This is a genomic window from Actinomadura fibrosa, from assembly GCF_900659615.1.
GTDB lineage: Bacteria > Actinomycetota > Actinomycetes > Streptosporangiales > Streptosporangiaceae > Spirillospora > Spirillospora fibrosa.
Genome location: NZ_CAACUY010000270.1, coordinates 1 through 11,127, shown reverse-complemented (window position 1 = coordinate 11,127; position 11,127 = coordinate 1). Strand labels below are relative to the sequence as shown.

The 11,127-nt window shown below is 73.9% G+C and carries 16 protein-coding genes and 1 riboswitch; of the genes, 7 read left to right on the top strand and 9 right to left on the bottom strand.

Annotation, left to right across the window (positions count from 1 at the left end; genetic code table 11):
- On the bottom strand, positions 1-254 hold a 254-nt coding region (locus E1300_RS42275), incomplete at its 3' end, for a hypothetical protein (RefSeq protein WP_207400270.1).
- A 95-nt stretch (positions 255-349) separates the two neighbouring features.
- Positions 350-574, bottom strand: a riboswitch (cobalamin riboswitch).
- 105 nt (positions 575-679) lie between these two features.
- On the opposite strand from E1300_RS42275, the gene E1300_RS42270 reads away from it, so the two are divergent.
- From E1300_RS42270 to E1300_RS42255, 4 genes are all read left to right on the top strand, one after another.
- Entirely contained in the window at positions 680-1,282 is a 603-nt protein-coding gene (locus E1300_RS42270) for an MFS transporter (protein WP_131762913.1), read from the top strand.
- Positions 1,283-1,391: 109 nt separating this feature from the next.
- On the top strand, positions 1,392-2,105 hold the full coding sequence (locus tag E1300_RS42265; protein ID WP_131762912.1) for a YcnI family copper-binding membrane protein: 714 nt from the start codon (positions 1,392-1,394) through the stop codon (positions 2,103-2,105).
- On the top strand, positions 2,102-2,731 hold the full coding sequence (locus E1300_RS42260; RefSeq protein ID WP_242619748.1) for a copper resistance CopC family protein: 630 nt from the start codon (positions 2,102-2,104) through the stop codon (positions 2,729-2,731). The genes E1300_RS42265 and E1300_RS42260 overlap by 4 nt, the downstream gene beginning before the upstream one ends.
- Positions 2,732-2,835: 104 nt before the next feature.
- Positions 2,836-3,606, top strand: coding sequence for a group II truncated hemoglobin (locus E1300_RS42255; RefSeq protein WP_131762911.1), 771 nt, complete (start codon positions 2,836-2,838; stop codon positions 3,604-3,606).
- 182 nt (positions 3,607-3,788) lie between these two features.
- Here E1300_RS42255 and E1300_RS42250 read toward each other — a convergent pair whose 3' ends face one another.
- Positions 3,789-4,952 carry a glutamine synthetase family protein gene (locus E1300_RS42250; protein WP_131762910.1) on the bottom strand — a complete coding sequence of 388 codons (1,164 nt, stop codon included), beginning with the start codon at positions 4,950-4,952 and terminating at the stop codon, positions 3,789-3,791.
- 215 nt (positions 4,953-5,167) lie between these two features.
- Here E1300_RS42250 and E1300_RS42245 point away from each other — a divergent pair, with 215 nt between their 5' ends.
- On the top strand, positions 5,168-5,785 hold the full coding sequence (locus E1300_RS42245) for a DUF1579 family protein (RefSeq protein WP_131762909.1): 618 nt from the start codon (positions 5,168-5,170) through the stop codon (positions 5,783-5,785).
- 40 nt (positions 5,786-5,825) lie between these two features.
- Here E1300_RS42245 and E1300_RS42240 read toward each other — a convergent pair whose 3' ends face one another.
- Complete coding sequence (locus tag E1300_RS42240) at positions 5,826-7,292, bottom strand: aminotransferase class I/II-fold pyridoxal phosphate-dependent enzyme (RefSeq protein ID WP_131762908.1); 1,467 nt, start codon at positions 7,290-7,292, stop codon at positions 5,826-5,828.
- Between the two features lie 102 nt (positions 7,293-7,394).
- Here E1300_RS42240 and E1300_RS42235 point away from each other — a divergent pair, with 102 nt between their 5' ends.
- Positions 7,395-7,754, top strand: coding sequence for a DUF3140 domain-containing protein (locus E1300_RS42235; RefSeq protein ID WP_131762907.1), 360 nt, complete (start codon positions 7,395-7,397; stop codon positions 7,752-7,754).
- A gap of 11 nt (positions 7,755-7,765) precedes the next feature.
- A complete protein-coding gene (locus E1300_RS42230) occupies positions 7,766-7,957 on the top strand; it encodes a hypothetical protein (protein WP_131762906.1) in 192 nt (63 codons plus the stop codon).
- Between the two features lie 71 nt (positions 7,958-8,028).
- On the opposite strand, the gene E1300_RS42225 is transcribed toward E1300_RS42230, so the two are convergent.
- The 6 genes from E1300_RS42225 to E1300_RS42200 form a co-directional block, all read right to left on the bottom strand.
- Positions 8,029-8,211 carry a hypothetical protein gene (locus E1300_RS42225; protein WP_131762905.1) on the bottom strand — a complete coding sequence of 61 codons (183 nt, stop codon included), beginning with the start codon at positions 8,209-8,211 and terminating at the stop codon, positions 8,029-8,031.
- A gap of 94 nt (positions 8,212-8,305) precedes the next feature.
- Positions 8,306-8,857 carry a hemerythrin domain-containing protein gene (locus E1300_RS42220; RefSeq protein WP_131762904.1) on the bottom strand — a complete coding sequence of 184 codons (552 nt, stop codon included), beginning with the start codon at positions 8,855-8,857 and terminating at the stop codon, positions 8,306-8,308.
- A 72-nt stretch (positions 8,858-8,929) separates the two neighbouring features.
- Complete coding sequence (locus tag E1300_RS42215) at positions 8,930-9,421, bottom strand: carboxymuconolactone decarboxylase family protein (RefSeq protein WP_131762903.1); 492 nt, start codon at positions 9,419-9,421, stop codon at positions 8,930-8,932.
- Between the two features lie 115 nt (positions 9,422-9,536).
- Positions 9,537-10,019 carry an RrF2 family transcriptional regulator gene (locus E1300_RS42210; protein WP_131762902.1) on the bottom strand — a complete coding sequence of 161 codons (483 nt, stop codon included), beginning with the start codon at positions 10,017-10,019 and terminating at the stop codon, positions 9,537-9,539.
- Positions 10,020-10,029: 10 nt separating this feature from the next.
- Positions 10,030-10,917 carry an arylamine N-acetyltransferase family protein gene (locus tag E1300_RS42205; RefSeq protein WP_131762901.1) on the bottom strand — a complete coding sequence of 296 codons (888 nt, stop codon included), beginning with the start codon at positions 10,915-10,917 and terminating at the stop codon, positions 10,030-10,032.
- A partial coding sequence (locus E1300_RS42200) for a hypothetical protein (protein ID WP_131762900.1) occupies positions 10,914-11,127 on the bottom strand: 214 nt, incomplete at its 5' end. The genes E1300_RS42205 and E1300_RS42200, both read right to left, overlap by 4 nt.

Here is an 11,127-nt window from a genome sequence, read left to right as displayed (position 1 = left end):
ACCTCAGCGTTCGGATGCGGCAGATCTGGGAGGAAGTGCTCCGAGTTCCCGTCGGGGACGGCGACTCCTTCTTCGACCTCGGCGGCGACCGCTTCGACGGCAGCGTTTCCGGCGACCGCCTCGACGGCGCTTGCAGCGGCAACGGCCCCGGCGGCGATTCCGGCGACTGCCTCGACAGCGCTTGCAGCGGCGTCTCCTGCGGTGCCGGGTGTGGTGGCGGCCGCCCCCGGCGGCGCGACCAGATCCTGGGTCACGTGCTCTCTCCCCTCGCGAGCTCGCCTCGCGGAGGCATGCGAACGGAGCGCGCGACGGCATGCCGGGCACCGCCCACCGGCCCACCCGCGAGGCCTGGACGTACGTCGTGCGGGCAGGTCTTCGGGCTCGCGGGCACCGCGCCACCTGGATGGAGGCGCGACCTACCGGCCGTCGCTTCCCGGACCTGGATCGGTCCAGTGCGTATGACGGCGGTCGTTCCCGCTGACCGCTGCGGGGCAGCCCCGGATTCGCACCGGGTTCCCTCTTGCGACGCCCCCGCCGCGAGCGGCGGGGGCGAACCAGCACGGGATTGAACCCTACATCTAGATGAGCCTCTGAGTGCAACCCCAACATCTAGGGTTTCTTTGCAATTGCCTCGGGTCGGCTACGCATCCGCCGCCGGGAGTGGGACGATGGGCCCGTCATGTCCGCACAGCCCCGGCATCCGCTGTTCCGCACCGCGCGCGCGGTGGTCTTCGCGACCGTCTGCGTGACGCTGGCGGCCCTCGGGCATGCCCTGGCGTCGCGCCAGGCCGTTCCGGCGTGGGCGGTGCTGGCCGGGTTCGGCGCGGTGCTCGCCGTCACGCTGGTGCTCGCCGGGCACGAGCGGTCCCTGGCCACGATCACCGGCGGGCTCCTCGGCGGGCAGTTCGCGCTCCACGCGCTGTTCGCGGGCGCGACGGACCCGATGCTCCACCACGTCGGCGGCGCGGACGCCGCGCATCCCGGCGGCGGCGGATCGGGCCTGACGATGACGCTGGCGCACGGCGCCGCCGCCGTCCTCGCCGCGCTGTGGCTGCGGCGCGGCGAGCGGGCGGCCTGGTCGCTGGCCCGGCGGCTCGCGTCCCTCGCCGACCGCCCGCTGCGGTGGCTGGCGCTCCTGTTCGCCGTCGAACCGGCGGCGGGCCCGGCGCGTACTCCCGTGGTACCGGCGGCCATCGCCGCCACGCTCTCCGGCCGCGTGCTCCGGCACCAGGTCGTCCGGCGGGGTCCCCCGCCGCGTTCGAGGGCGCTCGTCCCCGCCTGACCCCGGCCGTACGCCGGTCCGGGCGCCCGGGCGAGCGCCGTACGTCACCGGACGCGCCGATCCGCGGCGCCTCCGGTTCCCAGCCGTACGACTCGAACGGAGTTTCGCCATGCCTTCCTTCCCGCCTGCCCGCCGCCTGGGCGCCGTCGCGTCCCTGGCCGCCCTGTCGGTCGTCGGGCTCGCCACCGCCGCGTCCGCGCACGTCACCGTGAACCCCGGGACCGCCGAGCAGGGCGCGTTCACCAAGGTGTCGTTCCGGGTGCCGAACGAGCGCGACGACGCCGGGACGACCAAGCTCCAGGTGGACCTTCCCGCCGGCCAGCCGATCGCGTTCGTCTCCGTCCGTCCCGTCCCCGGCTGGACGGTGAAGGTGGAGAAGGCCAAACTCAAGACGCCCCTGAAGATGGAGGGGAGCGAGCTGACCGAGGCCGTCTCGCGGATCACGTGGAGCGGCGGCAAGATCGACCCCGGGCAGTTCCAGGAGTTCGACGTCTCGATGGGCCCGCTGCCCACCGACGCCGACCGGATGATGTTCAAGGCCGAGCAGACGTACTCGGGCGGCGAGGTCGTCAAGTGGGACGAGGAGCAGCGCGACGGCCAGAGCGAGCCCGAGCACCCGGCCCCGACGCTGAAGCTGACGCCGAAGGGCGCCGCGACCACCGCCGCCGCGGGCCTGACCGCGTCGGCGAAGCCCGCCGCGAAGGCCGAGGCGAAGAGCGACGACGGCACCGCCCGGCTGCTCGGCGGCATCGGCATCGCCGTCGGCGTGGTGGGCGTCGGCGTCGGCGCCTACGGCGTGAGCCGCGCCCGGAGCCGGGCATGACCCGGACCGCGCGACCCGTCTCGCGGGGCCTCGTCCGGCGAGTGGCGGCGGGCGGCGCGGCCGCCGCGCTGGCGCTGGCGGTACCGGCCGCGCCCGCCTCGGCGCACACCACGCTGAAGTCCGCGGAGCCGGCGTCCGGCGCCACCGTGGCCGCACCGTCGAAGATCGTCCTGACGTACGCGGACCCGGTGATGGTGCCGCAGATCGTGCTGACGGACGCGTCCGGCGGGCGGCACGAGTCGGGACCGGCGCGCGCGGTCGACAACACGGTGACCGAGTCCGTCGCGGGCGTCCTGCCCGACGGCGTCTACACGGTCGGCTGGCGCGTCGTCGCCACGGACGGCCACCCGGTGACCGGCAGCTTCCGGTTCACGGTGAAGGGCTCGACCGCGGCGGCCTCGCCGGGCGCGGCCGCGCCGGGTGCGGCAGGGGCGTCCGCGGCGCCCGGGGGCGCGGTGCCGGGGGGCGCGGCACCGGCCACGACGAAGGCCGCGGGCGAGGAGTCCGGCGGCTCGTCCGGGTGGCTGTGGATCGGGCTCGCCGCGCTCGTCGTGGCGCTGGCGGGCGGCGCCGTGGCCTGGCTCCGGCGCTCCTCCGGCTCCTCGGCGCCGCCCGCGGCCGGTTGATCGTTCCGCTTCCGGTCGGGTGATTACAGAGTTACAGTGATTACCCGACCGGACGCGGTGCCGCCGGCGCCGCCCGTCCTCGACCGTGCAGGGGCTGGTGCACCATGATCGTCGAGTACCTCCGGTATCGGATCGATCCCGGCGAGGCGGACGGCTTCGAGGCCGCCTGCGCGCGGGCCTCCGCCTCCCTGGCCGCGGCCCCGCAGTGCGTCGACTACGAGTTGTCGCGCTGCGTCGAGGACCCGGCGTCCTACATCCTCCGCATCGGGTGGGCCTCCGGCCACGACAGCCTCGACGAGCGCTTCCCCGCGTTCCTCGCCGAGATCGAACCGTACGTGCGGGAGATCGAGGAGATGCGGCACTACGAGCGGACGCCGGTGCGGGGCACGGGCGGGTCCGTCCCGACCCTCTACGCGTGGGCGGGCGGCGGCGAGGCGCTCGAACGGCTCACGGAGGTGTTCTACGACCGGGTGCTCAAGGACGACCTGATCGGCCCCCTCTTCGCGGGCATGGACCCGGGCCACCCCCGGTACGTCGCGATGTGGCTCGGCGAGGTCTTCGGCGGGCCGGAGCGCTACAGCGGCGAGCGCGGCGGCTATCACCACATGGTCCGGCAGCACCTCGGCAAGGCGATCACCGAGCCGCAGCGGCGCCGCTGGGTGAGCCTGCTCATGGACGCCGCCGACGACGCGGGCCTCCCGGACGACCCGGAGTTCCGCGCCGCGTTCGCGGGCTACATCGAATGGGGCACCCGCCTCGCCCTCGCCAACTCGCAGCCCGGCGCGGCACCGCCCCTGGAGGCGCCCATGCCGCACTGGGGCTGGGGCGTCGCCCCGCCCTACGTCCCGAGCGCCGGCCATCCGGCCGGGTCCTGACCGTCCGCCCGGTCCGCCCGCCTTCGGGGCTGACCGGTCCACGTCCGGTCGGGTGAGGGCGGCATGTTCACCCGACCGGACGCGGCGTCCGGGCCGCCCGCGCCCGGCGGTCCCGGCCGTCCTCGCGGCGCCGGTCCGGTACGACCCCTGGGGGCGGCCCCAGGGGTCTCGCCCGAGGAGAATCAGAAGGCGGTCAGGTAGCGGTCGATCTCCCAGCCGGTCACCTGCGACTGCCAGGCGAGGAACTCCTCGCGCCGGCCCTTGCGGTACCGGTCGGCGACGCCCGCGCCCGCCGCGTCCAGCGCCGTCCGGACGACCTCGTCGGCGGCCAGCTCGTCCACGGCGTGCAGCAGCGTCGGGGGCAGCTCGGGACCCTCGCCGACCCGCGGGTCGATCCCGGCGTCCACGCCGTCCAGCCCGGCGGCCAGCAGCACGGCCGTCGCCAGATAAGGGTCGGCGGACCCGTCGCCGAGCCGCACGACGATCCGGTCGCCGCCCATGCGGACGTGGTGGCCCGTTCCCGTGCCGCCCTCCGACCAGGTCGCCCGGGCCGGTGCCGTCCGCTTGTAGGAGTTGACGGTCGGCGCCACGATCGCCGACAGGGCCGGGGCGTGCGCGAGCAGGCCGCCGGCGAACCCGTACGCCAGCGGCGACATGCCGTCACGGTCGGGGAAGAGCGGCTCGCCGTCCCGCCACAGCGACAGGGCCAGCGACAGGCCGGTGGCGGTCCGTCCGGCGAAGGGGCTGGCCATGAACGTCGCGGTCATGCCGCGGCGCTCGGCGAGCACCTGGACCAGGTAGCGGAACATCACGAGGCGGTCGGCGGTGGCGAGGGGCTCGGCCGGCTCGAAGCGGCCGGTCCCGGCCCAGCCGAGGCCGTCCAGGGCCGCCGACACCTCGGCCAGATGGTCGTACACGCGGGTGAGGTTCCGCTCGTCCGCGACGGCGACGGCGCCCTCCCCGTCGCGCCGGACGAGGAGGTACTCCGCCTCCGCGCCCACGCGCGCGGTCAGCCCGCGCCCGGCGAGCCGGTCGAGCTGGGCGCGCAGGATGGCCCGCGGCGCGTACGGCCACGGCTCGCCGTCCACCCGCGGGTCGCAGTGGACCATCGCCAGACCCGGCCGGACGGCGTGCAGCGGCATGTAGGACGACGGGTCGGGGACGGCGAGCCGGTCGGCGACCCGCACGCCCTCCTCCACCGCGTCGGCGGGCACGAGCTTCGCCCGGGGCCGCCCGTCCGGGCCCGCGACCATGGCGAGGACGAACCGGACGTCGTCGGCGGCCATCCGCTCGGACAGGGACACGGGCACGTCGGTCACGGGAGCGTCGAGTTCGGTCACCTGCATCCGGCACCACCTCGCGGCCCAGTCAGCATCGTGCGCGTTGCCGCCCCGATGCGCCGCCGTAACGGCTGGGTTAAGCACTCCTCACGGCGCCTCCCGGAGCGGCGTGAGCCCCATGCGAAACGGCTATCAGAGCCGCTATTGGACGCGCCGGATCCCCGCCCCGATGATCGAGCCGTCGAGTTCCGCCGCTCACCTCGCGTCCCGGGAGCACCACGATGAAGAAGCTCGCGCCGCCGATCGCCGCTGCCGCCGCCGTCCTCGCCCTGATCGGCGTCGCGGGCGCGTCCGCCCCGGCGGCCCCCGCCGCTCCGGTCGCCGCGGTGGCCGGCCCCTTGGACCCCGGCCCGTACCACCACCGCCTCAACGGGCTCGTCGGCACCTGGAGGGCCGTCAAGACCAACTACGTGCTCGACCCGAGCGCGCCGATCGTCTCCCGCGACATCACGGTGAAGGTCGGCTGGATCACCAAGACCGGCGACCGCTTCCTCCAGGAGCGGACGGAGGGCACGCTGGGCGGTGACCGGTACTACCGGATGGGCGTCCTCGGGTTCTCGACCATCGACCGGCGCTACGAGTGGACGACGTTCGACAGCGTCACCCCGACCGCGATGACGTACCGGGGGCCGGCGCTGTCCGCCGTCCCCTCGGTGATCACCATCCCGGGCGAGTTCACCGACCCGGGGATCTTCGGCCCCGAGTACCTCGGCAAGACGATCCCGATGCGGACCGTCATCACGCTCGGGAGGCGGCCCGTCTTCGAGCTGTTCTTCACCCCGCCGGGCCAGGCCGAGCGCCTCGCGGACAAGGTCGTCTACACGCGCAGATTGGCCTGACCCCGCGCGGCCCTCGGTCCTCGCCCGGCCCGGGCGGGCGTCAGTCCTCTATGGCGACTCGGACGCTCTCCATCTCGGGATCCACGGCGTCCGGGATGACCATGCCGGCCTTCACACCGGACCGCACGTACTCCATCACGGCCTCGTTGATGCGCTCGCCGGGCAGGACGGCCGGGATGCCGGGCGGATAGGGCGTGATCATCTCCGCGCTGAGGCGCCCCACCGCCTTCTCCGCGCTCACCTGCTCGGTGGGGCCGAAGAAGGCGTCGCGGGGGAGGACGACCTGTTCGAGGCGCAGGTCCCCGGGGTCGGGGACGGCCACCCGCGGGGCGCCCTCCAGGTCGTCGATGTGGTCCCGCAGGTCGTGGAGGGCGACGAGGAGCCGCTCGGCCGTGGCCGCGTCGTCGGCGAAGGTGAGCTGCGCGCTGATCCGCCGGTGGTCGGACAGGTGCAGGTTGACCTGGTGGTGGTCGCGGATCCAGTCCGCCGCGTGGTAGCCGGTGGTGCCGAGCCCGTCGATGTCGATGATGATCTGGAGCGGGTCGAGGCTGTGGGCGCGGTCCGGCCCGATGAACTGCTCCTCGCCCTGGACGGTGAAGCCGGGGATCGCCCCGATCTCCCCGCGCAGCGCGGCGGCCCGGTCGAGGGCGTTCCCGAGCAGCTCGCGGCCCGACTCGACCATCTGGCGGCGCCACCCGTCCAGGCCCGCGTAGATCAGGACGGACGGGCTCGTGGTGCCGAGCAGGTCCTCGCGGCCCTTGAGGACGGCCGGGTCGACGAGGTCGCCCTGCTGGTGGAAGACCGAGCCCTGCTCCAGCCCGGCGCCCATCTTGTGGACGCTGGTCACGCAGACGTCCGCGCCCGCGTCCATGGCCCAGGTCGGCAGGTCCTCGTGGAACGGCAGGTGGGCGCCCCACGCCTCGTCCACGATCAGCGGCTTCCCGCGGGCGTGGCACACCTCGGCGATCGCGGCGAGGTCGGCGCACGTGCCGTACGGGGTCGGGCTGGTCACGAGCGCGCCGCGGGCGTCGGGATGCTCGTCGAGCCTGGCCGCGAACCCCTCCGGGGACGGCGGGTGCGCCACATGGCGGACCGGGTCCCACTGGGGGTCCACCCAGATCGGGCGGACGCCGGACAGGATGAGCCCGGACACGACGGACTTGTGGGCGTCCCGTCCCACCACCAGCTTCTCGTGCGGCCCGGCCACCGCGAGCATGGCGCTCTTGACCGACAGCGAGCTCCCGCAAGTTGAGAAGAACGTCTGCTCGGCGTGCACGGCGTCGGCCATCAGCTCCTGGGCGCGTTCCAGCACCTTGTGCCGCGACATGCGGTCGTCCAGGCCGGAGACGGCGAGGACGTCGGAGCCGAACACGGCCTCGCCGAGCACCTCCCGCACGCGCGGATCGGCGCCGCGCCCCTGCTTGTGCCCCGGCGGGGTGAACGGCATCTGCCGCTCCCGCCGGTAGGCCTTCAGTGCGTCCAGAACCGGTGCTTGCGAGTGGTCCATGTCCGACGCCTTGCCCGCGCTTGGGGCGATGTAACACAAGGGGTGAATGGGGGCCGGGTCTCCGGGTAGGGCCGCTTGCAACGTTCCGACAGGGAGTTGCCGATGAACCACCGCATATCCGCCGAAGTGGAGGAACTCTGGGAGGACTTCCACCGGCTCGTCAACATGAGCGGCGACGAGCTGCGCACCTGGCTCCTCACGGAGGCGTCCGGCGAGGACGCCTTCCCGGCCGAGCCGGACGCGGGGGTCGCCGAGCTCGGAGCCCGCGTGGTGGACGTGCTGCGCAAGCGGAAGGTCGACCTGACCCAGAAGGACAACGACGTGATGCGGCAGGTCGTGGACTACGTGGAGGACCGCCTGGAGAACGCCCCGCCGGACGCGGAGCAGCAGGAGGGGTGGCGCCACTCCCTGATGAGAGTGGGGCACGACCCCCTGCGTCCCAACCCGCACAGCGACGCCTAGGAGGCAGGACCATGCCGAACCCGCAGCAGCCCGAGATGCGCCGGTCCGACCGGACCGCCGTGACCGACCAGCCCGCGCCCGAGGCCACCGACCCGAAGGGGACCGGCGGCAAGGGCCACGCCCACGGCACCGACAAGGGCGCGAAGGGCGGCGGCGAGGGCGGGGGGACCCCGCCCGACCAGCGGCCCCCGCACCCGGCGTAGGGACGCCGGACGCGCCGGAGGCCGCCCCGCGATGGTGTGCGGGGCGGCCTCCGGCGCGGTTCACGGGCCTGTCAGGGGACCCGGGTCTGCGAGTCGTAGCCGTCGTCCTCGCCGCCCGGGGCGTCCGCCTCGGCGTTGGGCGGGTCGGTGGGGCTCGGAGTGTGCTCCTCGGCGAAGTCGTCGTCCAGTTCCTGCGGAGCGCCCGCCTCGGCGCGCCGATCGGCGAACGACCTGCCCTCGCTCTGCTCGGTCATCTCGTACCCCTCCCCTGAAGGCGCCCGCCGCGCGGCCGGCGGGCGCGATGTCACCGTTCGTACGGGTCCGCGGACGGTGTCGTGGACTCTTCTCCTAGTGGCGTGCCTTCCGGATGGCGTCGCGGGCGCGGTCGGCGACGGCCGCGAGCGGGCCGACGGCCAGGTTCTTCAGCGGCGACTCCGTCCCCTGGTGCGGATGGGTCGGCGCGACGGCCTCGGCGGCCCTGACCGCCGCCGCCATGCCCCGCATCTGCTCGGGCGTGGCCTCCTTGGCGAGGCGCGGGAACTCCTCCCGCTCCTCGTGGGAGGCGTGGGCCTCCAGGTCCTTGTGGAACTCGGAGAACAGCGCGGTGAACTCGGGGGAGTCGCGGTCGAGCTTCTCCAGCCGCGACAGGACGCCCTTCGCCTCGTTCTCCTCCTGGAGCCGGGCGTCGATCACCTTGGCGCCGTCGCCGAGGGCGCGGCGGGCGAACGGGTGGACGACCTCCTCCTCGGCGGTCTCGTGGACGGCGAGCAGGTGGCGCAGCTTCTCGAAGGCGTCCTGGCGGACCTTTCCGCTGTTCTCATCGACGATCGAAGCGAGACGGCGAATCTCCTCGTGCTGGGAGCGAAGCAGGTCAACGACGTTCTCGGTCTTCTCGGCCACTGTTCCTCTCCTTGCGGGCCCCTCCTTCCGGGGCCGCGAGCGTCAGTCAGCCCGATACCCGGGAGGCGGACTTCAACCATCGAATGTCCTTTTTTCGGTGATGCTCGCGGACGTGACGGAGCCGGCGATCTGGCGGGTGGTGACGTTGATGCGGTTCCAGGCGTTGATGGCGGCGACGCACATGATGAGGGCGAGCAGGCTCTCCTCGTCGTAGTGGTCGGCGGCCTCGTTCCAGACCTCGTCGGGCACGCCCGCCGGGTTGTCGGCGAGGCGGGTGGCGGCCTCGGCGAGGGCGAGCGCGGCGCGCTCCTCGTCGGTGAAGCCGGGGGCCTCGCGCCAGGTGGCGACGGTCCAGAGGCGCTCGTCGGTCTCGCCCGCCTTCTTGGCGTCGCGGGCGTGCATGTCGACGCAGAAGGCGCAGCCGTTGATCTGGCTGACGCGAAGCCGGACGAGCTCCAGGGTGCTGTCCGGGACGCTGCTGCGCCGCAGGTAGCCCTCCAGGTTCAGCATGGCCTTGTAGGCGTCGGGGGCGATGGCGGCGAGGTCGGTCATCCGTGCCTGCATGATTTTCCCTTTCGGAATAGGAGATATCCAGATTGAGGGCCGCGGGACGTGTTGCGGGGCCAGGGTTCAGGGAGTCAGTACGGCCCCTGGGTGATCCCAGGGGTCAAAGGCGGGATCAGTTGCGCGCGTACCAGGCGCGGACGCTCCGGTCGAGGCCGGGCGCGGCGCGCTCGGCCGCCGCGCGGACGTCGGCGAGGGTCTGCTCCGCCAGCGCCCTGCGCCAGGCCGTCTCCGCCTTCCGCATGGCGGTGTGGACGGCGCAGGGCCTGTCGAACGCGGACGCGGGCGACTCGGCGCCGATCCCGCGCTGCCGGATCTCGGTGCACTGGAACGCCTGCTCCGGGCCCTCGATCGCGGTCACGACGTCCATCATGGTGATCTTCTCCAGCGGGCGCGCGAGGCGGAAGCCTCCCCGCGCGCCCGGGGTCGAGGTGGCGATGCCGGCCTTGACCAGGGCCTGGAGCTGCTTGTTCAGGTAGGGCGGTGGGAGGTCGAAGCCGGCCGCGAGCCGTGTCGTCGACACGGGCCGGTCCGCGCCCATCCAGTCGAGGAGCAGGCAGCAGTGCGCAGCCCACTCGACTCCCTCGCTGATCCGCATAATCTAGACACTACACGTCCAGATTAGATCCGTCCACCGCCGCGACCAGCCGCCGGGGGTCGTCGCCTTCGAGGACGATCCCGAACTCGGCAGCGAGGACGTCCGGGAGCCGGGCCGGGGCGAGCTCCTCGCGCCGCTCCGTCCGCCCGTCGGGACGGGTGACCGTCAGGGTCGTCCCGTCCAGCACGCGCAGGGAGTCGACCGAGAACCGCTGCGCGAACGGGCGGGTCGTGAACGGCGAGCGCGGGCTCGTCGACACGTAGTGGCTGAGCACCCGGAAGTCGACGCGGAACGCCTCGTTCAGCGTGAAGACGTGCCGCTGGACCCAGCCGTCGGCGCCCCGCTGGTGCATCTCCCAGCCCTGCGTCGGGGGATCCCAGGCCGTGACCGTCCGGCCGGGCCGGAGCCGGAACCCCCAGCCGTCCTGGTCGACCTCGGCGGTGCCCGGGATCTCCAGCGGTTCGAGCGGCCCGGCGCCGAACCCGACGTCGCACAGCAGCGCGGGCTCGCCGGACGGGTGGCCCGGTTCGCGCACGTGCAGCAGCGCGTGGGTGGGCGACGCGACCTTCTCCGCGCCGAGGGTCACGCGCCCCACGAGCGCGGTGACCTCGAAGCCGATCCGCTCCAGCACGCCCGCGAACAGCTCGGCGTGCTCGAAGCAGTAGCCCCCGCGGGCCCGGTCGACGAGCTTGGCCTGGATCGCCTCGGCCCCGAGCCGCACCGGGCGGCCAAGGATGATCTCCAGGTTCTCGAACGGGATGGACGTGACGTGCGCGCGGTGCAGCGCGCGCAGGGTGGCGGTCGTCGGCTCGGGCTCGCCGTCGAACCCGATGCGCTTCAGGTAGGCGGGGAGGTCGATCAGGTCGCCCCGCCAGCCGTATCCGGCGTCGTCCGTCATGGTGTCCTCTCTATCCGGCCGCGTTCGTGTTCCGCTGTGAACATGGCAACGCCGAGCGCGTCCTTGATCCTTCCGGTGGCGCGGTCGACATCGGCGCGTTCCCCGGCGGGCAGCGGCGCGCCGGACGCGGCGCGGAGTGCGGCGGCGGCACCGAGCAGCCGGGCCGCGGCCACCTGCTCCGCGCGCCCGCCCGCGAGGGACCGGGCCCCG